Origin of the sequence: Pseudomonas piscis, from assembly GCF_009380155.1 — a bacterium.
Taxonomy (GTDB): domain Bacteria; phylum Pseudomonadota; class Gammaproteobacteria; order Pseudomonadales; family Pseudomonadaceae; genus Aquipseudomonas; species Aquipseudomonas piscis.
Window position 1 is genome coordinate 252,772 of the sequence record NZ_WHUV01000004.1, and the last position, 25,199, is coordinate 277,970.

25 protein-coding genes are annotated in these 25,199 nt (G+C 63.2%); 14 read left to right on the top strand and 11 right to left on the bottom strand.

Going from position 1 to position 25,199, the window contains the following annotated elements; translation table 11 throughout:
- Positions 1–56: 56 nt before the first annotated feature.
- From GDH07_RS23070 to GDH07_RS23100, 7 genes are all read left to right on the top strand, one after another.
- Positions 57–1,718: an OFA family MFS transporter gene (locus GDH07_RS23070; protein ID WP_031319992.1), complete on the top strand. Its 1,662-nt coding sequence runs from the start codon at positions 57–59 to the stop codon at positions 1,716–1,718.
- A gap of 182 nt (positions 1,719–1,900) precedes the next feature.
- Positions 1,901–2,494, top strand: a complete 594-nt coding sequence (gene hisB, locus GDH07_RS23075) for an imidazoleglycerol-phosphate dehydratase HisB (protein WP_010453482.1) — start codon at positions 1,901–1,903, stop codon at positions 2,492–2,494.
- Entirely contained in the window at positions 2,494–3,132 is a 639-nt protein-coding gene (gene hisH, locus GDH07_RS23080; protein WP_022639241.1) for an imidazole glycerol phosphate synthase subunit HisH, read from the top strand. The genes hisB and hisH overlap by 1 nt, the downstream gene beginning before the upstream one ends.
- A complete protein-coding gene (locus tag GDH07_RS23085; protein WP_022639242.1) occupies positions 3,133–3,393 on the top strand; it encodes a DUF2164 domain-containing protein in 261 nt (86 codons plus the stop codon).
- Positions 3,394–3,496: 103 nt separating this feature from the next.
- The gene (hisA, locus tag GDH07_RS23090; protein ID WP_085595719.1) at positions 3,497–4,234 is read left to right on the top strand and encodes a 1-(5-phosphoribosyl)-5-[(5-phosphoribosylamino)methylideneamino]imidazole-4-carboxamide isomerase; all 738 of its coding nucleotides are present in this window, start codon (positions 3,497–3,499) and stop codon (positions 4,232–4,234) included.
- Positions 4,235–4,321: 87 nt separating this feature from the next.
- On the top strand, positions 4,322–5,092 hold the full coding sequence (gene hisF, locus GDH07_RS23095; protein ID WP_022639244.1) for an imidazole glycerol phosphate synthase subunit HisF: 771 nt from the start codon (positions 4,322–4,324) through the stop codon (positions 5,090–5,092).
- A 63-nt stretch (positions 5,093–5,155) separates the two neighbouring features.
- Positions 5,156–5,911 (top strand): substrate-binding periplasmic protein, encoded by a 756-nt coding sequence (locus tag GDH07_RS23100; protein WP_152899031.1) that lies wholly within the window; start codon positions 5,156–5,158, stop codon positions 5,909–5,911.
- 77 nt (positions 5,912–5,988) lie between these two features.
- Here GDH07_RS23100 and GDH07_RS23105 read toward each other — a convergent pair whose 3' ends face one another.
- From GDH07_RS23105 to gpmI, 4 genes are all read right to left on the bottom strand, one after another.
- Entirely contained in the window at positions 5,989–6,798 is an 810-nt protein-coding gene (locus tag GDH07_RS23105) for a divergent polysaccharide deacetylase family protein (protein ID WP_085595714.1), read from the bottom strand.
- Between the two features lie 98 nt (positions 6,799–6,896).
- Positions 6,897–8,207 (bottom strand): S41 family peptidase, encoded by a 1,311-nt coding sequence (locus GDH07_RS23110; protein WP_022639247.1) that lies wholly within the window; start codon positions 8,205–8,207, stop codon positions 6,897–6,899.
- A 31-nt stretch (positions 8,208–8,238) separates the two neighbouring features.
- The gene (locus GDH07_RS23115) at positions 8,239–9,525 is read right to left on the bottom strand and encodes a murein hydrolase activator EnvC family protein (RefSeq protein WP_152899032.1); all 1,287 of its coding nucleotides are present in this window, start codon (positions 9,523–9,525) and stop codon (positions 8,239–8,241) included.
- A gap of 135 nt (positions 9,526–9,660) precedes the next feature.
- Entirely contained in the window at positions 9,661–11,190 is a 1,530-nt protein-coding gene (gene gpmI / locus GDH07_RS23120; RefSeq protein WP_031319998.1) for a 2,3-bisphosphoglycerate-independent phosphoglycerate mutase, read from the bottom strand.
- Between the two features lie 150 nt (positions 11,191–11,340).
- On the opposite strand from gpmI, the gene GDH07_RS23125 reads away from it, so the two are divergent.
- Genes GDH07_RS23125 through secB form a run of 3 tightly spaced genes read left to right on the top strand, consistent with a single transcriptional unit; the run spans position 11,341 to position 12,527 of the window.
- The gene (locus GDH07_RS23125) at positions 11,341–11,754 is read left to right on the top strand and encodes a rhodanese-like domain-containing protein (protein ID WP_022639249.1); all 414 of its coding nucleotides are present in this window, start codon (positions 11,341–11,343) and stop codon (positions 11,752–11,754) included.
- Positions 11,754–12,008, top strand: coding sequence for a glutaredoxin 3 (gene grxC, locus GDH07_RS23130; RefSeq protein ID WP_022639250.1), 255 nt, complete (start codon positions 11,754–11,756; stop codon positions 12,006–12,008). Before GDH07_RS23125 ends, grxC begins: the two co-directional genes overlap by 1 nt.
- Positions 12,009–12,047: 39 nt before the next feature.
- Entirely contained in the window at positions 12,048–12,527 is a 480-nt protein-coding gene (gene secB / locus GDH07_RS23135) for a protein-export chaperone SecB (RefSeq protein WP_022639251.1), read from the top strand.
- Positions 12,528–12,694: 167 nt separating this feature from the next.
- On the opposite strand, the gene GDH07_RS23140 is transcribed toward secB, so the two are convergent.
- Positions 12,695–13,150 carry a tRNA (cytidine(34)-2'-O)-methyltransferase gene (locus tag GDH07_RS23140; protein ID WP_022639252.1) on the bottom strand — a complete coding sequence of 152 codons (456 nt, stop codon included), beginning with the start codon at positions 13,148–13,150 and terminating at the stop codon, positions 12,695–12,697.
- On the opposite strand from GDH07_RS23140, the gene GDH07_RS23145 reads away from it, so the two are divergent.
- Complete coding sequence (locus GDH07_RS23145; RefSeq protein WP_053132554.1) at positions 13,149–13,589, top strand: hypothetical protein; 441 nt, start codon at positions 13,149–13,151, stop codon at positions 13,587–13,589. The genes GDH07_RS23140 and GDH07_RS23145 overlap by 2 nt on opposite strands.
- Positions 13,590–14,098: 509 nt before the next feature.
- Here GDH07_RS23145 and ntrC read toward each other — a convergent pair.
- Positions 14,099–15,535 carry a nitrogen regulation protein NR(I) gene (ntrC, locus tag GDH07_RS23150; RefSeq protein ID WP_022639254.1) on the bottom strand — a complete coding sequence of 479 codons (1,437 nt, stop codon included), beginning with the start codon at positions 15,533–15,535 and terminating at the stop codon, positions 14,099–14,101.
- Entirely contained in the window at positions 15,532–16,617 is a 1,086-nt protein-coding gene (gene glnL, locus GDH07_RS23155; RefSeq protein WP_152899033.1) for a nitrogen regulation protein NR(II), read from the bottom strand. The genes ntrC and glnL overlap by 4 nt, the downstream gene beginning before the upstream one ends.
- 359 nt (positions 16,618–16,976) lie before the next feature.
- Here glnL and GDH07_RS23160 point away from each other — a divergent pair, with 359 nt between their 5' ends.
- The gene (locus tag GDH07_RS23160) at positions 16,977–18,110 is read left to right on the top strand and encodes a bifunctional transcriptional activator/DNA repair enzyme AdaA (protein ID WP_152899034.1); all 1,134 of its coding nucleotides are present in this window, start codon (positions 16,977–16,979) and stop codon (positions 18,108–18,110) included.
- Here the strand turns inward: GDH07_RS23160 and GDH07_RS23165 are convergent.
- The 3 genes from GDH07_RS23165 to glnA all read right to left on the bottom strand — a co-directional run bounded on the left by GDH07_RS23165 (position 18,079) and on the right by glnA (position 20,701).
- On the bottom strand, positions 18,079–18,528 hold the full coding sequence (locus tag GDH07_RS23165) for a DUF4124 domain-containing protein (protein WP_178124109.1): 450 nt from the start codon (positions 18,526–18,528) through the stop codon (positions 18,079–18,081). The two genes, GDH07_RS23160 and GDH07_RS23165, sit on opposite strands and share 32 nt — an antisense overlap.
- A gap of 60 nt (positions 18,529–18,588) precedes the next feature.
- Positions 18,589–19,143 carry a chorismate mutase gene (locus GDH07_RS23170; protein WP_152899035.1) on the bottom strand — a complete coding sequence of 185 codons (555 nt, stop codon included), beginning with the start codon at positions 19,141–19,143 and terminating at the stop codon, positions 18,589–18,591.
- Between the two features lie 151 nt (positions 19,144–19,294).
- Positions 19,295–20,701: a glutamate--ammonia ligase gene (glnA, locus tag GDH07_RS23175; RefSeq protein ID WP_053132545.1), complete on the bottom strand. Its 1,407-nt coding sequence runs from the start codon at positions 20,699–20,701 to the stop codon at positions 19,295–19,297.
- 332 nt (positions 20,702–21,033) lie between these two features.
- On the opposite strand from glnA, the gene thiI reads away from it, so the two are divergent.
- Entirely contained in the window at positions 21,034–22,488 is a 1,455-nt protein-coding gene (thiI, locus tag GDH07_RS23185; protein WP_053132543.1) for a tRNA uracil 4-sulfurtransferase ThiI, read from the top strand.
- Positions 22,489–22,627: 139 nt separating this feature from the next.
- The gene (gene typA / locus GDH07_RS23190) at positions 22,628–24,451 is read left to right on the top strand and encodes a translational GTPase TypA (RefSeq protein WP_022639515.1); all 1,824 of its coding nucleotides are present in this window, start codon (positions 22,628–22,630) and stop codon (positions 24,449–24,451) included.
- Positions 24,452–24,600: 149 nt separating this feature from the next.
- On the opposite strand, the gene GDH07_RS23195 is transcribed toward typA, so the two are convergent.
- The gene (locus GDH07_RS23195; protein WP_031320092.1) at positions 24,601–25,044 is read right to left on the bottom strand and encodes a YkgJ family cysteine cluster protein; all 444 of its coding nucleotides are present in this window, start codon (positions 25,042–25,044) and stop codon (positions 24,601–24,603) included.
- Between the last annotated feature and the right edge of the window lie 155 nt (positions 25,045–25,199).

The following is a 25,199-nucleotide window of genomic DNA, read 5'->3' on the forward strand; positions in this document are numbered from 1 at the left end:
CAAGGTCGTCGCAGGGGAGTGGCCGATGAACAATTCTAATAATTGGGGGAACATCCATGAGCTCTAGCAACGTGGCGGCCAGCGTGCCCGCCCAGCCGGCGTTCTTGTCCAAAGAACGCATCATCGCCAAGCCCGGTTTCAACCGCTGGCTGGTACCACCGGCCGCCCTGGCCATCCACCTGTGCATCGGCATGGCCTATGGCTTCTCGGTGTTCTGGCTGCCGCTGTCCAAGGCGCTGGGTATCAGCGCGCCGGTGGCTTGCGAGCCGGGCATGGGCTTCATCGCCCAGGTCTTCTCGTCCCAGTGTGACTGGCCGATCTCCATGCTCGGCTGGATCTACACCCTGTTCTTCATCTTCCTGGGCTGCTCGGCGGCGATCTGGGGCGGCTGGCTGGAGCACGCCGGTCCGCGCAAGGCTGGGGTGGTCTCCGCCCTGTGCTGGTGCGGCGGCCTGCTGATTTCCGCCCTGGGGGTCTATACCCACCAGATCTGGCTGATGTGGATCGGCTCCGGGGTGATCGGCGGGATCGGCCTGGGCCTGGGCTACATCTCCCCGGTGTCGACCCTGATCAAGTGGTTCCCGGACAAGCGCGGCATGGCCACCGGCATGGCGATCATGGGCTTCGGCGGCGGTGCGATGGTCGGTGCGCCCCTGGCGGCCGCGTTGATGAGCCACTTCGCTACCCCCACCAGCGTCGGCGTCTGGCAGAGCTTCCTGGTGATGGCCGCGATCTACTTCGTGTTCATGATCGGCGGCGCCCTGGCGTATCGCGTACCGCCCACCGGTTGGAAGCCCGAGGGCTGGAACGCGCCGGCGAAAAAAGCCGGTAACGCGATGATCACCCACCGCCACGTGCATGTGAACGTGGCCTGGAAGACCCCGCAGTTCCGCCTGGTGTGGCTGGTGCTGTGCCTTAACGTGTCGGCCGGTATCGGCATCCTCGGCATGGCCTCGCCACTGCTGCAGGAAGTGTTCGCCGGCAAACTGCTGGGCAACGGCCTGAGCTTCAGCCAGCTGGACGCCGGGCAACTGGCGCAGATCGCCGCCATCGCCGCCGGCTTCACCGGCCTGCTGAGCCTGTTCAACATCGGTGGCCGGTTCTTCTGGGCGTCGTTCTCCGACTACCTGGGCCGCAAGAACACCTACTTCGTGTTCTTCGCCCTCGGGTTTGCCCTGTATGCGCTGATCCCGAACCTCGGCCACCTGGGCAACATCGCCCTGTTCGTGGCGGCGTTCTGCATCATCCTGTCGATGTACGGCGGCGGTTTCGCCACGGTCCCGGCCTACCTGGCGGACCTGTTCGGCACCCAGATGGTGGGCGCGATCCACGGCCGCTTGCTGACGGCCTGGGCGGCCGCCGGCGTGCTGGGCCCGGTGCTGGTGAACTACCTGCGCGAATACCAGCTGAGCATCGGCGTCGAGCGCGCCGCGGCCTATGACATCACCCTGTACATCCTCGCGGGCCTGCTGGTGCTGGGCTTCCTGTGCAACCTGATGGTGCGCCCGGTGGCCGACAAGTACTTCATGACCGACGAGCAACTGGCGGCCGAGCAGGCCCTGGGCCATGACAAGGGCGCCGACAGCAGCGTCGTCCTGGAGTGGAAGGCTTCGCCTGGCAGCAAGCCGCTGGTGATCGCCGCCTGGCTGGTGGTGGGCATTCCCCTGGCATGGGGCGTGTGGATAACCCTGCAGAAGACCGCAGTGCTGTTCCACTAGAATCCTGCCTGGCGCGGGAGCGAGGTCGCTCGCTTTCGCGCCCGGGGTTGCTTGTCATGACAGGTACAACCCCGCAGCCATTGGTTCGCGCCCGTCAGGATGTCGTTCGACGTGTTCCTGTTTGGCCCTCCCCGGGCCTATACTGCTCGCCTTTTTCGCCCAATGATTTTGCGGAGCTGGTGATGGCCGAACGTAAGGCATCTGTCGAGCGCGACACTCTGGAAACCCAGATCAAAGCCTCGATCAACCTGGATGGCACCGGAAAGGCCCGATTCGATATCGGCGTACCTTTCCTCGAGCACATGCTGGACCAGATCGCCCGGCATGGGCTGATCGACCTGGATATCGAAAGCAAGGGCGACCTGCATATCGACGACCACCACACCGTGGAAGACGTCGGCATTACCCTGGGCCAGGCGTTCAGCAAGGCCATCGGCGACAAGAAAGGCATCCGCCGCTATGGCCATGCCTATGTGCCGCTGGATGAAGCCCTGTCCCGCGTGGTGATCGATTTCTCCGGCCGTCCCGGCCTGCAGATGCACGTGCCCTTCACCCGTGCCACCGTCGGCGGCTTCGATGTCGACCTGTTCCAGGAATTCTTCCAGGGCTTCGTCAACCACGCCAACGTGACCCTGCACATCGACACCCTGCGCGGCCACAACACCCACCACCAGATCGAGACCGTGTTCAAGGCCTTCGGCCGTGCGCTGCGCATGGCGGTGGAGCTGGACGAGCGCATGGCCGGGCAGATGCCTTCCACCAAGGGCGTGCTGTAATGCAGACGGTAGCCGTCATCGACTACGGCATGGGCAACCTGCACTCCGTGGCCAAGGCCCTGGAGCACGTGGGCGCCGGCAAGGTGCTGATCACCAGCGACGCCAGCGTGATCCGCGAAGCCGATCGGGTGGTGTTTCCCGGTGTGGGCGCAATCCGCGACTGCATGGCCGAGATCCGCCGCCTGGGCTTCGACACCCTGGTGCGTGAAGTCAGCCAGGACCGTCCGTTCCTGGGGATCTGCGTGGGCATGCAAGCCCTGCTGGAGCGCAGCGAAGAGAACGACGGCGTGGACTGCATCGGGCTGTTTCCCGGCCAGGTGAAATTCTTCGGCAAGGGCCTGGTGGAAGAGGGCGAGCACCTCAAGGTGCCGCACATGGGCTGGAACGAAGTGAAGCAGGCGGTGGACCATCCGCTGTGGCACAGCATCCCGGACCTGGCCCGCTTCTACTTCGTGCACAGCTACTACATCACCGCCGGCAATGCCCGACAGGTGGTGGGCAGCGGCCACTACGGCGTGGACTTCGCCGCGGCGCTGGCCGAGGGCTCGCGCTTTGCCGTGCAGTTCCACCCGGAGAAGAGCCATACCCATGGCCTGCAGCTGCTGCAGAACTTCGCGGCCTGGGACGGTCGCTGGTAAATGAACAGGTCGCGGACCAAGGCGCCGATACTGACGCTGCCCCCCGAGCAGGAGCGCGAGGCGCTCGACAAGCTCAAGCGCTTGCTCGAAGACCGCTTCGACCTGCAGCTGGGGTCGTTCGAGGTGGCCGAGGTCCTCGAGTTGTTCAGCAAGGAAATTGCCCCCCACTACTACAACAGGGCGATTGCCGATGTTCAGCTGCACCTCAAGGAGCGGTTCGAGAGCATCGAAAGCGACCTGTGGGCGCTCGAGAAGAATTAAGGCAGCGGCCAGCTTCCAGGCTGCAAGCTGCAAGAAATACCAATGCGTGCCTGCTTGCAGCTAACAGCTTGCAGCTTGCAGCTCTTTTGACGAAGGAAAAAGCATGCTGATCATTCCCGCAATCGACCTCAAAGACGGCGCCTGCGTGCGCCTGCGCCAGGGTCGCATGGAAGACTCCACCGTATTCTCCGACGACCCGGTGAGCATGGCTGCCAAATGGGTCGAGGGTGGCTGCCGCCGCCTGCACCTGGTTGACCTCAACGGTGCCTTCGAGGGCCAGCCGGTCAACGGTGAGGTGGTTACCGCCATCGCCAAGCGCTACCCGAACCTGCCGATCCAGATCGGCGGTGGCATCCGTTCGCTGGAAACCATCGAGCACTACGTCAAGGCTGGCGTCAGCTACGTGATCATCGGCACCAAGGCGGTGAAGGAGCCGGAGTTCGTCGCCGAGGCCTGCCGCGCCTTCCCGGGCAAGGTCATCGTCGGCCTGGACGCCAAGGACGGTTTCGTCGCCACCGACGGCTGGGCCGAAGTCAGCTCGGTACAGGTCATCGACCTGGCCAAGCGTTTCGAGGCCGATGGCGTCTCGGCGATCGTCTACACCGACATCGCCAAGGACGGCATGATGCAGGGCTGCAACGTGCCCTTCACCAAGGCCCTGGCCGAAGCCACCTCGATCCCGGTGATCGCCTCCGGCGGCATCCACAACCTGGGCGACATCCAGGCCCTGCTGGACGCCAAGGCGCCAGGAATCATCGGTGCCATCACGGGCCGGGCGATCTACGAGGGCACGCTGGATGTGGCAGAGGCTCAGGCGTTCTGCGACAGCTACAAGCCGTAAGCTGCAAGCTGCAAGTTAAAAGCGCGGCCTCGGCCTGCTCTTACTTGCAGCTTGAAGCTTGAAGCTTCTTAATCGGAGATTAAGTCTATGGCGCTAGCCAAGCGCATCATCCCTTGCCTGGACGTGGACAACGGCCGGGTAGTGAAGGGCGTCAAGTTCGAGAACATCCGCGATGCCGGCGATCCGGTGGAGATCGCCCGGCGCTACGATGAACAGGGTGCCGACGAGATCACTTTCCTGGACATCACCGCCAGCGTCGATGGCCGTGATACCACCTTGCATACCGTCGAGCGCATGGCCAGCCAGGTGTTCATCCCGCTGACCGTGGGCGGTGGCGTGCGTACCGTGCAAGACATCCGCAACCTGCTCAATGCCGGTGCGGACAAGGTCTCGATCAACACCGCCGCGGTGTTCAACCCGGAGTTCGTGGGCGAGGCTGCACAGCACTTCGGTTCCCAGTGCATCGTGGTCGCCATCGATGCCAAGAAGGTTTCCGGCCCGGGCGAAGAGCCGCGCTGGGAAATCTTCACCCATGGCGGGCGCAAACCCACCGGGCTGGACGCGGTGGAGTGGGCGAAGAAGATGGAAGGCCTGGGGGCCGGCGAGATCCTGCTGACCAGCATGGACCAGGACGGCATGAAGAACGGCTTCGACCTGGGCGTCACCCGAGCCATCAGCGATGCCCTGGGTATCCCGGTGATCGCCTCCGGCGGTGTCGGCAACCTGCAGCATTTGGCCGATGGCATCATCGAGGGCCACGCCAGCGCCGTGCTGGCGGCCAGCATCTTCCACTTCGGCGAGTACACCGTTCCCGAGGCCAAGGCCTACATGGCCCAGCGCGGGATCGTGGTGCGATAGCCACTGGACAGCATGGCGGGCTCGCGGCACTCTTGAGTTCGCCATGGTTCCCGGTAACCCGTCATGCTCAAACGTCTTCTTGTGGTTGTCGCCAGCGCCGGTTTTCTGCTCGGTGGCCTCGCCCGCGCCGCCGAACCCGCCGACACCTCCCTGGTGTTGCTGACGGAAAACTTCCCTCCCTACAACATGGCCATCAACGGCAAGAACTTCGCCCAGGGCGAGAATATCAACGGTATCGCCGTGGATATCGTCCGTGAGATGTGCAGGCGCGCCGGCATCAACTACAGCCTGACCCTGCGCTTTCCCTGGGAACGCATCTACAAGATGGCCCTGGAACAGCCGGGTTATGGCGTGTTCGTCATGGCCCGGCTGCCGGACCGCGAGCCGTTGTTCAAGTGGGTCGGCCCCATCGGCCCGGACGACTGGATCATGTTGGCCAAGGCCGGCAGCAAGATCACCCTCGAATCCCTGGAGCAGGCGCGCAAGTACAAGATCGGCGCCTACAAGGGCGATGCCATCGCCGAGACCCTGGCCAAGCAGGGCCTGGCCCCGCAAGTGGTACTGCGTGACCAGGACAACGCCAGGAAGCTGGTGGCGGGGCAGATCGATCTCTGGGCCACCGGTGATCCCGCCGGGCGCTACCTGGCCAAGCAGGAAGGCATCACCGGCCTCAAGACGGTGCTGCGCTTCAACAGCGCCGAGCTGTACCTGGCCTTGAACAAGGACGTATCCGACGAGGTGGTAGCCAAGCTCCAGGCGGCCCTGGACGAGATGCGCAAGGAAGGCCTGGTGGAAGAGATCATGGGCCGTTACCTCTAGATCAGCGGCAGGCTACAGGTAACAGCAGATCGGTGGCGCTTTGGCTTGTAGCTTGAGGCTTGCCGCTTAGCGCTGCCCTATCTGTACTTGCCGTTCTTGCCATGCCCGCTCATGGCCTGGTTGCTGCGCAGGCTGATCATCGACTTGATATCGATCCACTCGATGCCCTGGGCCTTGAGCTTGGGCAGTTCGCGCTCCAGCACCGCCAGGGTCTGCGGATACGGGTGGCCGATCATCACCGCCGAGCCCTGCTTGTGTGCCAGCTTGATTGCCGTCTGCAACTGCTGGGCAATCGCCGGCTCGGTACGTTCATCGTCGAGGAACACATCCCGGGAAACGCTGGCCAGGCCGATCTTCTGCGCCTCGGCGGCGGCCACGGTCTGGGCGCTGGTGCGGCTGTCGACGAAGAACTTGTTGCGCCGTTGCAGCTCGCCCATGAGCCAGGCCATGGCCGGTCGCTGGGACGTCATGCGGCTGCCCATGTGGTTGTTGATACCACTGGTGTAGGGCACGGCCTGGAACGCCGCTTCCAGGCGCTTCTGCAGTTCTTCCTGCGGCAGCTCCGGGTGCCAGGCGAAGGGCCCTGTGGCCGGGTCCATGGGCATGTGCAGGATGACGATCTTGCCCGCGCGGTGGGCTTCCCGGGCGAATTCGGCAGCGTGGGGCGTATCGGGCATGATCGCCGTGGTCACCGGGCCGGGTAGTCCCAGCACGCGGCGATCGCGGGGCAGGTTCTGGCCCAGGTCGTCGATGATCAGGCTCAGGTAGGCCTTGGGCGCCTGTGGGGCGGCGGCCTGGGCCGGGAGGCAGCAGAGCAGGGCCAGCAGCAGACCGCCGAGCAGCCTGGAGAGCGGCTGGCGGCTGTGCGTCGAAGGAAAGTGCAGCATGGGAATCAGCAATGGCCTTGGCAGTGGGACGCCCTGGCGGACGCTTCGCCGGCTAGCCGGCTCCCTGCTTGGGAGTCGGCCGGCCGGCGAGGGTTCAATCATTTTCCGCGGGTGATGCTCAAGCCCTTGAGCAGGCTCAGGGCCTGGGCCAGCTGGTAATCGTCGTCCTGCGGCATCGGCTTGGCCTTGCCGCTCGAGCCGCTTGGCTTGTCGGCGCCGCCGTTGCCGTTGCCCAGGTGGCCCTGGAGGTCGGCTTCCTTGAAGTACTCGCCGTCCTGGGACTCGCTGGTGATCTTGGCGCGGCGCACCTCGATGTCCGGGACGATGCCCTGGGCCTGGATCGAGCGGCCATTGGGGGTGAAGTACAGCGCGGTGGTGATCTTCAGGGCGCGATCGTTGTTCAGCGGCAGCACGGTCTGTACCGAACCCTTGCCGAAGCTGGTGGTGCCCATCAGCACGGCGCGCTTCTGGTCCTGCAGGGCGCCGGCGACGATCTCCGAGGCCGAGGCGCTGCCGCCGTTGATCAGTACCACCATGGGCACGGCTTCGCTCTCGTCCTTGCCGGTGGCGGAGAAGCGCAGCTCGGAATTGGCGATCCGGCCCTTGGTGTAGACGATCAGGCCCTTGGTGATGAAGTGGTCGACCACTTCCACCGCCGCCTGCAGCACGCCGCCCGGGTTGTTGCGCAGGTCGAGGATGATGCCGTTGAGCTTCTTGCCGTTGTCCTTGCGCAGCTTGGCCAGGGCCTTGGAGACTTCCTCGCCGGTCTTGACCTGGAACTGGGTGATGCGGATGTAGCCATAGCCGGACTCCAGCAACTGGCTCTTCACGCTCTTGACCTGGATGGTGGCGCGGGCCAGGGTCACGTCGAATGGCGTGCCACCGTCGCGGACCAGGGTCAGGGTGATCTTCTGGCCGATCTTGCCGCGCATCTTGTCCACGGCCTCGGTCATGGTCTGGCCGCGGGTCGGCTGGCCGTTGATCTTGACGATCAGGTCACCGGCCTGGATTCCGGCCTTGGAGGCCGGGGTATCGTCGATCGGCGACACCACCTTGATGAAGCCGTCTTCGGCGCCGACCTCGATGCCCAGGCCGCCGAATTCGCCGCTGGTGCTTTCCTGCAGTTCGGCGAAGTCTTCCGGCCCCAGGTAGGACGAGTGCGGGTCGAGGTTGCTGAGCATGCCCTTGATGGCGTTTTCCAGCAGGGTCTTGTCATCGACAGGTTCGACATACGCGGCCTTGATGCGGTCCATCACCTCGGCGAAGGTGCGCAGTTCTTCCAGCGGCAAGGGCGCCTTGGTGGTCGCGGCGCTGGTCGCCTGGGCGGTTTCGGCGGCGAACGCCAGGGGCGCGCCGATCACCAGGGCGATCGTCAGGGCCAGCGAGGTAAGGCGGGACAAATGCAGCATGTCGAACGAACTCCTAATTTAGATGCAGCGCTTATCCTTGCGCGTGGCACCACTGTGCCGGGTCGCTGGGGCGGCCCTGCTGACGAATTGCAAAGTACAGCGCAGGAGTGTCCTGTCCGCCACTATTACCCACTGTGGAGATGGACTCTCCGGCCTTGACCACGTCGCCAGCTTCCTTGAGCAGCGTCTGGTTGTGTCCGTAGAGGCTCAGGTAGCCGTTGCCATGGTCGAGGATCACCAGCAGCCCGGCACCGCGCAGCCAGTCGGCGAATACCACCCGGCCCCCATGCACGGCATGGACCTGGCTGCCGGCGGCAGCGCTGATCATCACCCCGTCCCACTTGGAGCGGGCATCGTCGCCACGAGTTTCACCAAAGCGTGCCAGCAATCGACCATCGACTGGCCATGGAAGTTTGCCCCGTGCCGAAGCGAATGCTCCGCCATAGGACGGCCCACCGCTGGAAACCAGTGCCCCAGGGGTGGAGTGGATCGGCTTGCGCGGCGCATCGCTGGTGTCGGCCTGGGCTTCACGCAAGCGCTTTTTTTCGGCTTCCTGCTGGGCGATCAGCGCTTTCTGGCGCGCCTCTTCCGCCTCGCGAGCCTGGCGTGCCAGGGTTTCCTCGATGGTCTTGAGAACCTTGCCCAGGTCGGCCTGGTCCTGTTCGCGCTGCTGCAGCTTCTGGTCCCGGGCCTTGACGTCGTCGTTGAGCTTGGCCAGGGCCAGCTGGCGCTCCTTGCGGACCTTGGCCAGTTCTTCGCGCTGGGTGTCGAGGCTGCTTTTCTGCACCAGCAACTGGGCCTGCTGCAGGGAAATTTCCTTTTCCACGTTGGCCAGCTGGCGCAGGGTCTCGTTGAAGTTCTTCAACTGCTCCAGGCGGGCCTGGCTCAGGTAGTCGTAATAGGTGAGGGTACGGGCGAATTTTTCCGGATTCTGCTGGTTCAGCAGCAGCTTGAGGTATTCCTGGCGCCCGTTCTGGTAGGCCGCGCGGGCCTGGATGGCGATCAGTCGCTGCTGTTCAGTGCGCGCGCTCTGGAGTTTTTTTTTCTCCTCATCGAGTCGCTGCAGCTCGGATTCGCTTTTCTTCAGCTCTTTCTGCAGGGCCTCGACCTGCTTCTCCAGCTTGCCCATCTCGGTCTCGGTACCGCGCAGCTCCTTCTGTACTCCGGACTTTTCTTCCTGCAGCTTGCCCAGCAGTTTCTTCAGCTCGGCAATGTCCTGACGCGTGGCGTCCAACTGTTGTTGGGTTTGCGCGCGCTCATCGGCGAAAGCCGGTTGGAGCAGGCAGGTCAGGGCAAGGGCAATCAAGGCGCGAAGCATAGAGGCGGGCGACACCAGGGAAAGGGACGGCCTAGTATGCCCGCCCATCGCCGCAAAAAAAACGCCTCAAAGCCAACTGCTTTGAGGCGTTCGTCATAAAAGGCCGTTTGCGGCCAATTATTGGGCCATTTGCTATCAGACCAGGATCGATTTACCGGTCATTTCCGCAGGTTGCGGCAGGCCCAGCAGCTTGAGCATGGTTGGCGCCACATCCGCCAGGACGCCGCCTTCACGGACCTTCAGCGGCCGCTTGCCGACATAGATGAAGGGCACCGGCTCGGTGGTGTGGGCGGTGTGGGCCTGGCCGGTGGTTTCGTCGGACATCTGCTCGACATTGCCGTGGTCGGCGGTGATCAGCGCTTCGCCACCGACCTTCTCCAGGGCGTCGACGATGCGCCCGACGCACAGGTCCAGGCACTCGACGGCTTTCACTGCGGCGTCGAACACACCGCTATGGCCGACCATGTCGCCGTTGGCGTAGTTGACGATGATCACGTCATAGCGCTGGTGCTCGATGGCGTCGACGATCTTGTCGGTGACTTCCGGGGCGCTCATTTCCGGCTGCAGGTCGTAGGTGGCGACCTTCGGCGACGGGATCAGGATGCGTTCTTCACCCGGGAACGGCTCTTCGCGGCCGCCGGAGAAGAAGAAGGTCACGTGGGCGTACTTCTCGGTCTCGGCGATGCGCAGCTGGGTCTTGCCGTTCTTGGCCAGGTAGTCGCCCAGCACGTTTTCCAGGCTGCTGGGGGCGAAGGCCGCCGGGGCCGGGATGCTCGCCGCGTATTGGGTGAGCATGACGAAACCGGCCAGTTTCGGCTGGCGCGCACGCTCGAACTCCTGGAAGTCGTCCTCGACGAAGACCCGGCTCAGCTCGCGGGCCCGGTCGGCGCGGAAGTTCATGAACACCACGGCATCGCCGTCCTCGACCTTGACCGGCTCGCCGATGGTGGTGGCCTTGACGAATTCGTCGCTCTCATCGCGCGCGTAGGCCGCTTGCAGGCCTTCCTGGGCGCTGGCGGCGCTGAACTGGCCCTGGCCCTCGACGATCAGGTTGTAGGCCTGGGCCACGCGGTCCCAGCGGTTGTCGCGGTCCATGGCGAAGTAGCGGCCGATCAGGCTGGCGATACGGCCCTTGCCCAGGGTCTTGAAGGTTTCGTCCAGCAGTTCGATGGACGACTGGGCGCTCTTGGGCGGGGTGTCGCGACCGTCGAGGAAGGCGTGCAGGTAGATTTTCTCGGCGCCACGCTTGAAGGCCAGCTCGGCCATGGCCACCAGGTGGTCCTGGTGGCTGTGCACGCCGCCGTCCGACAGCAGGCCGAGGATATGGACCGCCTTGCCGGCAGCCACGGCCTTGTCCACGGCGGCGCAGATGGTCGGATTCTCGAAGAATTCGCCGTCGCGGATGGCCTTGGTCACCCGGGTGAAGTCCTGGTACACCACGCGGCCGGCCCCGAGGTTCATGTGGCCGACCTCGGAGTTGCCCATCTGGCCGTCCGGCAGGCCGACATCCATGCCCGAACCCGAGATCAGGCCGTTGGGCACGCTGGCGCACAGGCGATCCAGGACAGGCTTGTTGGCGGCATAGACGGCGTTGGATTCGTGGCTCTCGCTGTGACCGAAGCCATCCAGAATCATCAGGACCAAAGGTTTAGGCGTGGTAGTCATGGCGTCCACTCGTGGCTGGAAAAGGAGGTGTTGAAAAAGGGAGTGGCAGTTTAAAGGCAAGTTCCATCGGCGTCACCGCCGGGCGGGGTTTGGCCGGCCTTGAGGGCTGTGTATACTGGCCGGCATTTTCACGCCCTGGAACCTCCTTAGATGGTTGCTCACCTGATTCAATTCGCTACTGAACACTACTTGCTCGTCGGCGCCTTCGTCATTCTCCTGGCCCTGCTGATCGCTCACGAACTGAGCCGCGGTGGTCGCAGCCTCAGCACCGGTGAGCTGACTGCGCTGGTCAATAGCGAGCAGGGCGTGGTGATCGATATCCGTCCATCCAAGGAATACGCCGCGGGCCATATCGTCGGCGCGCTGAACATTCCCCAGGACAAGCTCACCGCTCGCATCGGCGAGCTGGAGAAGCACAAGGCCAAGACCATCATCCTGGTGGATGCCCAGGGCCAGCACGCCGGCACCCACGCCCGCGAGCTGATGAAGTCCGGCTTCACCGCGGCCAAGCTGTCCGGCGGTGTCGCCAGCTGGAAGGCCGATAACCTGCCATTGGTGAAGTAATGTCCCAGGTCATCGTCTACTCCAGTGATTACTGCCCTTATTGCTCGCGGGCCAAGCATCTGCTCGCAAGCAAAGGCGTAGCCTTCGAAGAGATCAAGGTCGATGGCAAGCCGCAGGTGCGCGCCGAAATGACCCAGAAGGCCGGGCGTACGTCCGTGCCGCAGATCTGGATCGGTGCCACCCACGTAGGTGGTTGTGATGATTTGTTTGCCCTGGAGCGCGCCGGCAAGCTCGACGCGCTGCTGGCAGCCTGAAACTTCCCTTATAGACCCCGAGATCAAGAAGGATCTGAGATGACTGACCAACAGAACACTGCTGCTGCCGAAGACGAAAGCGCACCGCAATTCTCCCTGCAGCGCATCTACGTGCGTGACTTGTCCTTCGAAGCGCCGAAAAGCCCGGCGATCTTCCGTCAGCAGTGGGAACCCAGCGTCTCCCTGGACCTGAACACTCGCCAGAAAGCCCTGGAAACCGACTTCCACGAAGTGGTGCTGACCTTGTCCGTGACCGTGAAGAACGGCGACGAAGTGGCCTTCATCGCTGAAGTGCAACAGGCCGGTATCTTCCTGATCAAGAACCTGGACGAGGCTTCCATGAGCCACACCCTGGGTGCCTTCTGCCCGAACATCCTGTTCCCGTACGCTCGCGAAGCGCTGGACAGCCTGGTGACCCGTGGTTCGTTCCCGGCCCTGATGCTGGCTCCGGTGAACTTCGACGCGCTGTATGCCCAAGAGCTGCAACGCATACAGGCTGGCGAGAACACCGTTCAATAAGAGCTTCGCCAAGCCATGAAAAAAGCGCCTTTGACGGCGCTTTTTTCATGGCTTGGCGAAACCTCCAGGTAGGAGCGAGGCTTGTCCGCGACAAGGGCGACGCGAAATGCCTGAGCACCGCGTTACCGTTCATCGCGGGCATGCTTGGCTCCGGCACGAGCAGGCGCTTATTTGAAGCCCAGTTGGCGCCAGCCTTCATAGACCGCCACCGCCACGGTGTTGGACAGGTTCAGGCTGCGGCAGCCTTCGCGCATGGGCAGGCGCAGGCGCTGTTCGCCGGGCAGGGCGTCCAGCACTTCGGCCGGCAAGCCACGGCTTTCCGGGCCGAACAAGAAGGCGTCGCCTTCCTGGAAGCTGGCGTCGTGGAAAGGCCGCGAGCCCTTGGTGGTGAAGGCGAACAGGCGCGGGTGGCCGAGGCTCTGCAGGCAGCTGGCGAGGTCGGGGTGGCGTTGCAGGGTGGCGTATTCGTGATAGTCGAGGCCGGCGCGACGCAGGCGCTTGTCGTCCATTTCGAAACCCAGCGGCTCGATCAAGTGCAGGTGGCAGCCGCTGTTGGCGCATAGCCTGATAACGTTGCCGGTATTCGGCGGAATTTCTGGTTGGAAGAGGATGACGTGAAACATGCACGGCTCCGAAGAGAAAGACAGGCAGCATTCTACGCCTGAAGAAGACCCGCGGCCGAAGCTAATGCTGCGGGTGTTCGGCTCCCTGGCCATAGTTGGGTTGATGGTTGGCTTGATGATCGGGCGCCTGACCCAGACCGAGCCGGTGCAGTTGCTCAAGGTCGAAGGCGTGGCCGAGGGCCTGGTGGTGTGGTTCGACCGTGAGCCCAAGGTCCATGGCGAGCATATCGAGGGGGCGGTGGCGCTGCTGTTCGATGCCACGGGCCAGGCACAACAGGGTCAATTGCAGGTCAACCAGCGGACCGCGAACTGGCGGATACGCCTGGCGGACCAGGGCTTGTTGCTGAACCTGGTGGCTGCTCGCCCGCTGCGGGGCGAATGGAGCGCAAGCGAGGTGGACGGGCGTTGGCGCCTGGAAGTCCGCCTACGCGAGCAATAAAAGAGGGAAACCCCGGCCTGCCTGTACCAAGGCCCCCAAAAGGGAAGGGCTGGTCGTTTTGTCGGCGACGAGCCCTGGTGTAAAGAAGGGGATTCCCGGCCTGCCTGTACCAGGGTCCCCAAAACTCTGGCCTGCTCGCTTGGCGCGGGCGGACCGGGTGTTAAAGAGGGGAGTCCTGGCCTGCCTGTACCAAGGTCCCCGAAACGGGTGAGCGGTGGCGCTCGTGATCTTGTTATTGCAGGGGGCGTGCCAATTCGGGATTAAACGGTTCAGTTAATTGCAGGCTCAAGCTGAGGGCCCCGTTTCTCGGGGCTTTCGCCGTTTTGTTGAGTTTTTCTTGCCCGGCCTGGTGCGGCCGTTCGCAAGCGGATCCTGCGTCTGGCTGAGCCTTTTGCTGGTGCAGGCTCACCATTTCGGTGCACGAAAAGCATCGCGGGCAAGCCTCGCTCCTACGAAACAAGATCCGTAGGGGCGAGGCTTGCCCGCGATAGGGGTTACAGAACAGCAGCTCAAGCCTCGTCGCTGTCCTCCTCGTCGCCACCGTCGACCTTCATACCCAGTTCCTTGATCTTGCGGGTCAGGGTATTGCGCCCCCAGCCCAGCAGGACTGCGGCGTCGCGGCGCCGGCCCGCGGTGTGCTTGAGGGCGGTCTCGATCATGATCCGCTCGAAGCTCGGTACCGCGCTGTCCAGCAGGTTGGACTGGCCGCGGGCCAGGGCCTGGTCGGCCCACTGGCGCAATGCCTGCTCCCAGTTGGTCACCGGCGCCGAGTCCTGGGGCAGGCTCAGCAGTTCCGGTGGCAGGTCGCCGATATGCACCTCGCGCCCGGAAGCCATCACGGTGATCCAGCGGCAGGTGTTCTCCAGCTGGCGCACGTTGCCCGGCCAGGGCAGGTTCTTCAGGTATTCCTCGGTCTCGTGCTTGAGCAGCTTGGGCTCCACCGCCAGCTCCTGGGCCGCGCGGCCAAGGAAGTGCCTGGCCAGGGTCGGGATGTCCTCGCGACGATCCGACAGGCGGGGAATGTGGATGCGGATCACGTTGAGGCGGTGGAACAGGTCTTCGCGAAACTTGCCGGCATGGACCAGGGTTTCCAGGTTCTGGTGGGTGGCGGCGATGATCCGCACGTCGACCTTGACCGGGGTATGGCCTCCGACCCGGTAGAACTCGCCGTCGGCCAGCACCCGCAGCAGCCGGGTCTGGGTGTCGGCCGGCATGTCGCCGATCTCGTCCAGGAACAGGGTGCCGCCGTCGGCCTGCTCGAAGCGCCCGCGCCGCAGGTTGGCCGCGCCGGTGAACGCGCCTTTTTCATGGCCGAACAGCTCGGACTCCATCAGGTCCTTGGGGATGGCCGCCATGTTCAAGGCGATGAACGGCGAACTCGCCCGGGGGCTGTGGCGATGCAGGGCATGGGCCACCAGTTCCTTGCCGGTGCCGGATTCGCCATTGATCAGCACGGTGATGTTGGAGTGGCTCAGCCGGCCGATGGCGCGGAATACCTCCTGCATCGCCGGCGCCTCGCCGATGATCTCCGGGGTGCGGGCCAGGCTCGGGGCCACTTCCAGGCCTTGCTGTTCCTGGGCGTGCTGGTTGGCACGCTTGACCAGGGACACCGCCTCGTCGACGTCGAATGGCTTGGGCAGGTACTCGAAGGCGCCGCCCTGGTAGGAGGCGACGGCGCTGTCCAGGTCGGAGTGGGCGGTCATGATGATCACCGGCAGGCGCGGGTGCTGCTCGCGAATCCGTGCCAGCAGGTCGAGGCCGCTGGCCCCGGGCATGCGGATGTCGGAGATGATCACGTCCGGGGTCTGGCGTGCCAGGCGGCTCATCACCCCGTCGGCGCTGTCGAAGCTCTGGGTGGTCATCCCTTCCTGCTGCAAGGCTTTTTCCAGGACCCAGCGGATTGAACGGTCGTCATCGACGATCCACACGGTTTCACTTCGGCTCATGTCGATGGGGCTCCTTGTTCCAGTGGCAGAAAGATCGAGAACGTGGTGTGGCCTGGGTGGCTGTCGCACTCGATCAAGCCCTGGTGCTGGCTGATGATGTTCTGGGTGATGGCCAGGCCCAGCCCGGTACCATCCGGACGACCGCTGACCATGGGGAAGAAGAGGGTGTCCTGCAGTTCGGTGGGAATCCCCGGGCCGTTGTCGATGATCTCGATCTTGGTCACCAGGCGGTGGCGTACGTGGCCGATGGTGAACTGGCGCATGGTGCGGCTGCGCAAGGTGATGCGGCCCAGGCGCAATTCGTTCTGGGTGCTGATGGCCTGCATGGCGTTGCGCACGATGTTCAGGACTGCCTGGATCATCTGCTCGCGGTCGACCAGCACGTCGGGAATGCTCGGGTCGTAGTCCCGGACCAGGGTGATGCAGCCCTGGCTCTCGGCCTCCACCAGGCTGCAGACCCGCTCCAGCACCTCGTGGATATTGGTCGGCGCCAGGACCGGCAGCTTGTTCGAGCCGAGCATGCGGTCCACCAGGTTCCGCAGGCGATCGGCCTCTTCGATGATGACGTTGGTGTAGTCCCTGAGGCCTTCTTCAGGCAGCTGGCGCGCCAGCAACTGGGCCGCGCCACGGATTCCCCCCAGGGGATTCTTGATTTCGTGGGCCAGGCCGCGCACCAGCATCTTGCTGGTTTCCTGTTTGGACAGCTGGGCCTCTTCCTTGGTGATGCGCAGCAAGCGATCCCGGGGATGGACTTCCAGCAGCAGCAAGGTGTCGCCGTTGCTGAGGATCGGCGTCACTGCATAGTCCACGGTCAGGGTCTGGCCGGTCAGGGCGGTGAGCATCGCCTCGCGCTTGGTGAAGGGGTGGGCCTGCTCCACCGCCTGGCGCAGGGAGCTCAAGGCTTCGGCCGACTCGGTGAACAGCTCGCTGATGAACTGCCCATGGCTGCGCTGGCCGCTGATGGCCAGGAGCATTTCCGCCGCCGGGTTCATGTACTCAAGGCGCAGGTCGGCGTTGAGCAGGATGGTGGCGGTGGTCAGGTTGTCCAGTAACAGGCGATGCAGTGGGTCGCTGATGGTCATTCGGACCTCTTTTGGAGCAGGGCGATCTGCGGCCGGTCGCGGATCGTGCACGGGTTGAAGCACTGTCATGGGGAAAATGCAAAAACCAAACCAAGGCTCCGAAAAGAAGCGTCCGAGCCCCTGAAACAGGCGTTTGAACGACGCTTGCCTGGCGGGCTGCCAGCCCTGGCGAAGGTTTTCGACCCAAAATGGGTGGTCGATGAGCCATGGGTGCAAGGTTGTGCACCAATATAGTGCATGATCTGTGTCCGTGCATGATCCTTCGGCTGGATGGTGAATCGACGCCCGTTTTTCAGCGGCAACCATCCGGGCGCGGGTTTAGAGTGCCGGACCCGATGCTCGAAGATCCAGGATGCACCATGGACCACGCCCCCCTGCTGTTTCGCCTCCCCGACGACGACACCCTGTACCAGGCACTGCTGGATCGCGATCCGGCCTATGAAGGTTTTGCCTATGTCGGGGTGAAAAGCACCGGAGTGTTCTGCCGCCTGACCTGTGCCGCCCGCAAGCCCAAGCGCCATAACACGGTGTTCTTCGGCTCGATCAAGGGGTGTGTCGAAGCGGGTTTTCGCCCCTGCCTGCGTTGCCGCCCACTGGCCGAGGCGGGAGTCCAGGAGCCCTGGGTCAAGGTCTTGCTCGAGCAACTGCACGCGGATGCCGAGCGCCGCTGGTACGAGGATGACCTGGTGCGCCTGGGTTTGGACCCGTCCACCGTGCGGCGTGCCTTCAAGCGCTACTTCGGCGTGACCTTCCTGGAGATGGTCCGCTTGCGGCGCATGGGCCGGGGCATGCAGCAACTGGCATCGGGTGAGCCGGTGATCGAGGCCCAGATCAGTGCCGGCTTCGACTCCGACAGCGGCTTTCGCAAGGCCTTCGGCCGGCTGGTCGGCCAGCCACCCTCGAACTTGCGGGGGCGCGAGCTGCTCAAGGTGGATTGGTTGCAGACCCCCATCGGCGTGATGCTGGCCGTGGCCGATGCCCAGGTCCTGCATCTGCTGGAGTTCTTCGACCGCCCGGCCCTGGCGGGGGAGCTGCGCAAGTTGCAGGACAGCAGTGGTTCGATCATCGGCTTCGGGCGTTTTGCCCCCATCGACCAGATCGAGGCCGAACTGCGCCGTTATTTCGTCGGTGAGCCGGTGTCTTTCCAGACACCGTTGGCGATGCAGGCCTCGGCCTTCACCCGTACGGTATGGCAGGCGCTGCGGGCCATTCCCCTGGGCAGCACCTGCAGTTACGCCGGGTTGGCGCGGGATATCGGCTCGCCGACGGCGGTGCGCGCCGTGGCCCGGGCCAATGGCGCCAACCAGATCGCCATCGTCATCGCCTGCCATCGGGTGATCGGCGCCGATGGCTCGCTCACCGGTTATGGCGGTGGCCTATGGCGCAAACGCTGGCTGTTGGAGCATGAGCGACGCATGCACCTGGCCGGACGGGAACAACCGGTGCAGGCCCAGGAGTCGTTCAGCGGTGGGCGCGCAGCAGGAAGAAACTGATTTCCGCGCTTTGCTGCAGGACTTGTTCGCCCTCAAGGACTTGCACCGCCAGGCGATGAAGGCCGCGGTCGAGGTTCGACAAATGCAACTGCGGGCCACGGCCAGGGGCGCCGTGAGGCTCGCCATCCAGCAGCAGGCGCAGGCGATGGGACGGCTGTAGCGGCGGGTGCAGGTCTACCTGGACGCTGAAGCTGCCGTTGTTGGCCCGCAGCGCGCCCTGCTCCTGCACTCCGTTGAGCTGCAGGCGGCGGTAGGCCTGCCTTTGGCTGGTCTGGCAGGCGGCCGGTGCCCTGTTCGAAGGCGGCCAGTCGCTGGGTCCTCGGTCGCTGCCGGTGCAATGGCCGGCGGTGGGGTGATAGAGGGCCGCATCAGCCGGCAGCAGGGTTATCCACAGCAGCCATAAAGCAGCGATACGCATGGTCCGGATCCTCCTGGTGAGCCCTCAGCATAGGGGCGCACCGGGCAGGGGCGGGCGTGGTTAACCTTTGAATACACATAATTCGGCGGTGGCCCGGATCATCGCTAGCTGGCGCAGCGGTTCGCCGGCGCTGGCCTGGTTGGCCTGGGCCAGCCACTGCGGGCAGTGCGAGTCGCTGCGCTGGGGAGCGAAGCTGGCCAGTTGTTGCAGCAGTCGCTTTTGCAGCTGGTCCAGTTGCGGGCGGATCTGTCCGGCCAGGTCCTGGCGGGGAGTGTCCGGAGCCCGGCCTTGCAGGTTCCAGGCCGAGAGCCTGGCGTATTGCACCAGCTTGTTGGCCTCGATCTGCGCGGCGAAGAACTGCTCCACCATGGCTTCATCCAGGCCATGGCTGGCAGCCTGGGCCGTGGCTGCGGCGATCACCTGTTGCTCCCGGGGCCGGTCTTCCACGGCCTTGTGGCTGTCCCATTTGCTCAAGGCCACCTGCTCGGCGAGCGTCAGGCGTTCAGCGATGCTGCCCAGTAGTGGGGCGAGGCTGGCCGGGCTGTCATCGGCCCGGGCCAGGCTGGCGGACAGGGCGCAGGCCAGGGCGAGAAACAGGCTCAGGGAAGATTTCATCGGCGGGCTTCCGGGTGGGTAATGGGTTGGCCATGATGCCTGCAAGCTGGCGGGACGCCCACGGAAAATCCCCGGGGCGTTTGTGCCGGGAATGAAAAAGGCCTCCCGAAGGAGGCCTTTCGATCACGCCGCTTGCGCGAGCGCTACCGGATCAGCAGCTGTAGTACAGCTCGTATTCCAGTGGGTGCACGAAGGTGCGGACCTTGATCTCTTCTTCGCTTTTCAGGGCGATGTAGGCGTCGATGAAGTCGTCGCTGAAAACGCCGCCTTTGGTCAGGAACGCACGGCCCTTGTCCAGCTCTTCCAGGGCTTCCTTCAGGCTGCCGCAAACTTGCGGGATCTCTTTGGCCTCTTCAGGCGGCAGGTCGTACAGGTTCTTGTCCGCGGCATCGCCTGGGTGGATCTTGTTCTGGATACCGTCCAGGCCGGCCATCAGCAGTGCGGCGAAGCACAGGTACGGGTTGGCAGCCGGGTCCGGGAAGCGTGCTTCGATACGGCGGGCCTTGGGGCTCGACACGTAAGGGATGCGGATCGAAGCGGAGCGGTTACGGGCCGAGTAGGCCAGCATCACTGGAGCTTCGAAGCCTGGCACCAGGCGCTTGTAGGAGTTGGTGGCCGGGTTGGTGAAGCCGTTCAGGGCCTTGCCGTGCTTGATGATGCCGCCGATGAAGTACAGGGCGGTATCGGACAGGCCGGCATAACCTTCACCAGCGAAGGTGTTCTTGCCGTCTTTCCAGATCGACATGTGTACGTGCATGCCCGAGCCGTTGTCGCCGTACAGCGGTTTTGGCATGAAGGTGGCGGTGCGGCCATAGGCGTCGGCCACGTTGTGCACCACGTACTTCAGGGTCTGGGTTTCGTCGGCCTTCTTCACCAGGGTGTTGAACTTGACGCCGATTTCGTTCTGGCCGGCAGTCGCCACTTCGTGGTGGTGGACTTCGACGGTCAGGCCCATTTCTTCCAGTGCGTTGCACATGGAGGTACGGATTTCGTGGTCATGGTCGAACGGTGGCACGGGGAAGTAGCCGCCCTTGATGCCTGGACGGTGGCCCTTGTTGCCGCCTTCCACGTCCTGGTCGGACATCCACGAGCCTTGTTCGGAGTAGATCTTGAACATCGAGCCGGAGATGTCGGACTTGAACTTCACCTGGTCGAAGATGAAGAACTCAGGCTCTGGACCTGCGAATACGGTGTCGCCGATACCGGTGGCCTTCAGGTGCTCTTCGGCGCGCTTGGCGATCGCCCGTGGGTCACGGTCGTAGCCCTGCATGCTCGAAGGCTCGATGATGTCGCACACCAGGATCAGGGTCGGCTCTTCGGTGAACGGGTCGAGCACGGCGGTCTCGTCGTCCGGCATCAGGATCATGTCGGAGGCTTCGATGCCTTTCCAGCCAGCGATGGAGGAACCATCGAACATCTTGCCCGCTTCGAAGAAGTCCTCATCCAGCGCATCACGAGCCGGCATGGTCACGTGATGTTGAGTGCCCTTGGTGTCCGTGAAGCGCAGATCAATCCACTTGACGTCATGATCTTTGATGAGTTGAACCGACTTCGACATAGTGTCCTCCGGGGTGGCTTCGGGCTTGATGTTGGAGTGCCCTTAGAATGTGGGTGATGCCGGCGCGAATACTCTGCCATGGCAACCTGCCTCACAAGGGAGCAAATTGCATGCCAGTGCCCTGGGATGGGTTTTGTGCTCCAAAACCACGCTTTGTGCGACCCATGGCAACGAACGCCGGCTTTTTGCGCACTGCAATGTAGCGCTTATTCGAACGAATGACCCGTTTTGGTGCATTGAAAACCTTCTGCACATTAACTGGTTAAACCTTGAGCAATTTCCGCTATAATCCGCGCCCCCCTTTTTCGGCTGGCCCAGCGCGCGCTGTTTTCATGAAACTAATCGTTAAAGTTTTCCCGGAAATCACCATCAAGAGCCGCCCGGTACGGACGCGTTTCATCCGTCAGCTGGCCAAGAACATCCGTGCCGTGCTCCGCGACCTGGACCCGGCCGTGGTGGTCAATGGTGTGTGGGACAACCTCGAGCTGGAAACCGCCGTCAGCGAGCCCAAGGCCCTGAAGGAGATGACCGAACGCCTGCGCTGCATGCCTGGCATCGCGCATTTCCTGCAGGTCGATGAATACCCCCTGGGGGATTTCGACGACATCGTCGCCAAGTGCAAGCAGCACTTCGGCCACGCCCTGGAAGGGAAGATCTTCGCCGTGCGCTGCAAGCGTGCCGGCAAGCATGAATTCAGCTCCATGGATGTGGAAAAGTACGTCGGCAGCCAGTTGCGCCGGCAGTGCGGTGCGGCGGGAATTTCCCTGAAAGAGCCGCAAATCGAAGTGCGGATGGAAATTCGCGACCAACGGTTGTTCGTGATCCACAGCCAGCACAACGGCATCGGTGGCTACCCGCTGGGCGCCCTGGAACAGACCCTGGTGCTGATGTCCGGCGGCTTCGACTCCACCGTGGCGGCCTACCAGATCATGCGCCGCGGCCTGATGGGGCATTTCTGCTTCTTCAACCTGGGCGGTCGTGCCCACGAATTGGGCGTGATGGAAGTCGCGCACTATATTTGGAAGAAGTACGGCAGCTCCCAGCGCGTGCTGTTCGTCAGCGTGCCGTTCGAGGAAGTGCTCGGCGAGATCCTCGGCAAGGTCGACGACAGTCATATGGGCGTCATCTTGAAGCGTATGATGTTGCGTGCCGCCTCGAGCATCGCCGAGCGCCTGCACATCGACGCGCTGGTCACCGGCGAGGCGATCTCCCAGGTTTCCAGCCAGACCCTGCCGAACCTGTCGGTGATCGACTGCGTGACCGACAAGCTGGTGCTGCGGCCGCTGATCGCCAGCCACAAGCAGGACATCATCGACCTGGCCAACCAGATCGGCACCGCCGATTTCGCCAGGCACATGCCGGAATACTGCGGGGTCATCTCGGTGAACCCCAAGACCAATGCCAAGCGCCATCGCGTCGAGCATGAAGAGAAAGAATTCGACATGGCCGTGCTCGAGCGAGCGATCGAGCGGGCCAAGCTGGTGCCGATCGATCGCGTGATCGACGAGCTGGGCCAGGACCTCAAGGTCGAGGAAGTCGACGAAGCCCTGGCCGGCCAGATCGTCATCGACATCCGCCATCCGGATGCCCAGGAAGACGATCCGCTGGAACTGCCGGGGATCGAAGTGCAAGCGCTGCCGTTCTATGCGGTGAACGCTCGTTTCAAGGAGCTGGACCCCAACCGCCAGTACCTGCTGTATTGCGACAAAGGCGTCATGAGTCGCCTGCATGCTCACCATCTGCTCAGCGAGGGACATGCCAATGTGCGCGTTTATAGACCGAGCTAAATGCCCGGGGCTGTTCGCCTGTGGCTTGCGTCACCGGCCCCCCGACGCCGCCGTCAAGCTGTAACGGCAAGGCCTGAATCTACTGTCCATCGCTGCCCGCACTGGTCAGCACACCGAATCCTCTGATCGAGATACACAAGTGATCGAAAATCTACGCAACATCGCCATCATCGCCCACGTTGACCATGGTAAGACCACCCTGGTAGACAAACTCCTGCGCCAGTCCGGCACCCTGGAGCGCAACGAGCTCAACGACGAGCGCGTGATGGACTCCAACGACCAGGAAAAAGAGCGCGGCATTACCATCCTGGCCAAAAACACCGCCATCAACTGGAACGGCTACCACATCAACATCGTGGACACCCCCGGCCACGCCGACTTCGGCGGCGAAGTTGAACGCGTAATGTCCATGGTCGACTCCGTGCTGCTGCTGGTCGACGCTCAAGACGGCCCTATGCCGCAAACCCGTTTCGTGACCAAGAAGGCTTTCGAAGCCGGCCTGCGTCCGATCGTGGTGATCAACAAGGTCGACCGTCCGGGCGCTCGTCCTGACTGGGTTCTGGACCAGATCTTCGACCTGTTCGACAACCTGGGCGCTACCGAAGAACAGCTGGACTTCAAAGTGGTCTACGCCTCGGCCCTGAACGGCATCGCCGGTCTGGACCACACCGACATGGCCGAAGACATGACCCCGCTGTACCAGTCGATCGTCGACAACGTACCTGCGCCAAGCGTCGACCGTGACGGTCCGTTCCAGATGCAGATCTCTGCCCTGGACTACAACAGCTTCCTGGGTGTGATCGGTGTTGGCCGTATCGCCCGTGGTCGCGTCAAGCCGAACACCCCGGTTGTCGCCATCGACACCGAAGGCAAGAAGCGCAACGGCCGTATCCTCAAGCTGATGGGTCACCACGGCCTGCACCGCGTGGACGTTGAAGAAGCCGCTGCCGGCGACATCGTCTGCATCAGCGGTTTCGAGGAGCTGTTCATCTCCGACACCCTGTGCGACATGAACAACGTCGAAGCGATGAAGCCGCTGACCGTCGACGAGCCGACCGTTTCCATGACCTTCCAGGTAAACGATTCGCCGTTCTGCGGTAAAGAAGGCAAGTTCGTGACCTCCCGTAACATCAAGGAGCGTCTGGACAAGGAACTGCTGTACAACGTTGCCCTGCGCGTTGAAGAAGGCGACTCGGCCGACAAGTTCAAGGTTTCCGGCCGTGGTGAGCTGCACCTGTCGGTTCTGATCGAAACCATGCGTCGCGAAGGCTTCGAGATGGCTGTAGGCCGTCCGGAAGTGATCATCCGCGAAGTGAACGGCACCAAGCAGGAACCGTTCGAGAACGTGACCATCGACATCCCTGAAGAATCCCAGGGCAAGGTCATGGAAGAGATGGGCCTGCGTAAAGCCGACCTGACCAACATGGCGCCGGATGGCAAGGGCCGTGTACGCCTGGAATACAACATTCCAGCCCGTGGTCTGATCGGTTTCCGTAACCAGTTCCTGACCCTGACCAACGGTGCAGGCATCCTGACCTCGATTTTCGATCGCTACGACACCATGAAGTCCGGCCACATGTCCGGCCGCCTGAACGGTGTTCTGGTATCGGTTGAAACCGGCAAGGCCCTGACCTACTCCCTGGAAACCCTGCAGGCGCGCGGCAAGCTGTTCGTCGAGCACGGCCAGGAGATCTACAACGGTCAGATCATCGGCCTGAACAGCCGTGACAACGACCTAGGCGTGAACCCGACCAAAGGCAAGAAGCTCGACAACATGCGTGCTTCCGGCAAGGACGAGACCATCGCCCTGGTACCACCAGTTCGCCACACCCTCGAGCAGGCCCTGGAATTCATCCAGGACGACGAGCTGTGCGAAGTGACTCCTAAGTCGATCCGTCTGCGCAAGAAGATCCTCGACGAAGGCGAGCGTACCCGCGCTGCCAAGAAAGCCAAGTCCAACTAAGACTGGCTGAATGAAAAACGCCCCCGGTCGCAAGGCCGGGGGCGTTTTTTTATGCCTGGAGAAAACCAGTAGGGACCGTCTTGCCCGTTACCGGCCAAGACGGTACCTACAACGACAGCGGCGGCAGAGTTGTAGAGGGCGGGCGGGGATCAGAAGCGTTCCAGGGTCCGTCGGCTGGTGTTGCTCGGGCGTTCCAGGGGCTTGGGCTTGTAGGCGCAGTAGCCTGGGCGCGGGCCGATCTTGGGGTGGTTGCGGCAGGTATCGGGGCGCTTGTCGTAAATGGTGCACAGGCGGCTCTTGCGGTCCAGATACAGGCAGTCGTTGTTGCTCATGCGCTGCAAGGTGAAGATTTCCGACTTCTGGTTGTAGCGCTCGACGATGCCTTCCTTCTGCAGGCGCTTGGCGATGTTCTTCGCCGGCTCGCCCCGCTCGAACTCGTCGACGATGCCGATGCGGATCAGGTCCTTGATCTTCACTTCCACTGGCAGTGTGCAGCAACTGGACATGCAGGAACCGCACATGGGCGCGGAGTACTTGGCCCAGGTATCGAGGCGATCGATTTCCGCGGCGGCAATCAGGTTGGAGTTCATCAAGGTGGGTTCCGGCATGTTTTCGGGGGCGCGCGATCATACCGGGACTGCTGGATTTTTGAACAACTTTGCGTCGGATTTTTCGCACTGATGTGCCAGTTATTTCGTGCTGGTACGACCTCTGCTTGCTTTTTCACCGCTGGAGCTGGGGACGGCGC

What these genes read in the sequence shown, in the direction of transcription:
- gpmI (WP_031319998.1), bottom strand. Translation starts at nt 11,190, where the DNA reads ATGACTACCACGCCTAAACCTTTGGTCCTGATGATTCTGGATGGCTTC.
- GDH07_RS23160 (WP_152899034.1), top strand. Translation starts at nt 16,977, where the DNA reads ATGGACCACGCCCCCCTGCTGTTTCGCCTCCCCGACGACGACACCCTG.
- hisF (WP_022639244.1), top strand. Translation starts at nt 4,322, where the DNA reads ATGGCGCTAGCCAAGCGCATCATCCCTTGCCTGGACGTGGACAACGGC.
- glnA (WP_053132545.1), bottom strand. Translation starts at nt 20,701, where the DNA reads ATGTCGAAGTCGGTTCAACTCATCAAAGATCATGACGTCAAGTGGATT.
- grxC (WP_022639250.1), top strand. Translation starts at nt 11,754, where the DNA reads ATGTCCCAGGTCATCGTCTACTCCAGTGATTACTGCCCTTATTGCTCG.
- GDH07_RS23100 (WP_152899031.1), top strand. Translation starts at nt 5,156, where the DNA reads ATGCTCAAACGTCTTCTTGTGGTTGTCGCCAGCGCCGGTTTTCTGCTC.
- glnL (WP_152899033.1), bottom strand. Translation starts at nt 16,617, where the DNA reads ATGACCATCAGCGACCCACTGCATCGCCTGTTACTGGACAACCTGACC.
- GDH07_RS23105 (WP_085595714.1), bottom strand. Translation starts at nt 6,798, where the DNA reads ATGCTGCACTTTCCTTCGACGCACAGCCGCCAGCCGCTCTCCAGGCTG.
- GDH07_RS23115 (WP_152899032.1), bottom strand. Translation starts at nt 9,525, where the DNA reads ATGCTTCGCGCCTTGATTGCCCTTGCCCTGACCTGCCTGCTCCAACCG.
- hisB (WP_010453482.1), top strand. Translation starts at nt 1,901, where the DNA reads ATGGCCGAACGTAAGGCATCTGTCGAGCGCGACACTCTGGAAACCCAG.
- GDH07_RS23170 (WP_152899035.1), bottom strand. Translation starts at nt 19,143, where the DNA reads ATGAAATCTTCCCTGAGCCTGTTTCTCGCCCTGGCCTGCGCCCTGTCC.
- hisA (WP_085595719.1), top strand. Translation starts at nt 3,497, where the DNA reads ATGCTGATCATTCCCGCAATCGACCTCAAAGACGGCGCCTGCGTGCGC.
- thiI (WP_053132543.1), top strand. Translation starts at nt 21,034, where the DNA reads ATGAAACTAATCGTTAAAGTTTTCCCGGAAATCACCATCAAGAGCCGC.
- GDH07_RS23070 (WP_031319992.1), top strand. Translation starts at nt 57, where the DNA reads ATGAGCTCTAGCAACGTGGCGGCCAGCGTGCCCGCCCAGCCGGCGTTC.
- GDH07_RS23140 (WP_022639252.1), bottom strand. Translation starts at nt 13,150, where the DNA reads ATGTTTCACGTCATCCTCTTCCAACCAGAAATTCCGCCGAATACCGGC.
- GDH07_RS23085 (WP_022639242.1), top strand. Translation starts at nt 3,133, where the DNA reads ATGAACAGGTCGCGGACCAAGGCGCCGATACTGACGCTGCCCCCCGAG.
- ntrC (WP_022639254.1), bottom strand. Translation starts at nt 15,535, where the DNA reads ATGAGCCGAAGTGAAACCGTGTGGATCGTCGATGACGACCGTTCAATC.
- hisH (WP_022639241.1), top strand. Translation starts at nt 2,494, where the DNA reads ATGCAGACGGTAGCCGTCATCGACTACGGCATGGGCAACCTGCACTCC.
- GDH07_RS23110 (WP_022639247.1), bottom strand. Translation starts at nt 8,207, where the DNA reads ATGCTGCATTTGTCCCGCCTTACCTCGCTGGCCCTGACGATCGCCCTG.
- secB (WP_022639251.1), top strand. Translation starts at nt 12,048, where the DNA reads ATGACTGACCAACAGAACACTGCTGCTGCCGAAGACGAAAGCGCACCG.
- GDH07_RS23165 (WP_178124109.1), bottom strand. Translation starts at nt 18,528, where the DNA reads ATGCGTATCGCTGCTTTATGGCTGCTGTGGATAACCCTGCTGCCGGCT.
- GDH07_RS23145 (WP_053132554.1), top strand. Translation starts at nt 13,149, where the DNA reads ATGCACGGCTCCGAAGAGAAAGACAGGCAGCATTCTACGCCTGAAGAA.
- GDH07_RS23125 (WP_022639249.1), top strand. Translation starts at nt 11,341, where the DNA reads ATGGTTGCTCACCTGATTCAATTCGCTACTGAACACTACTTGCTCGTC.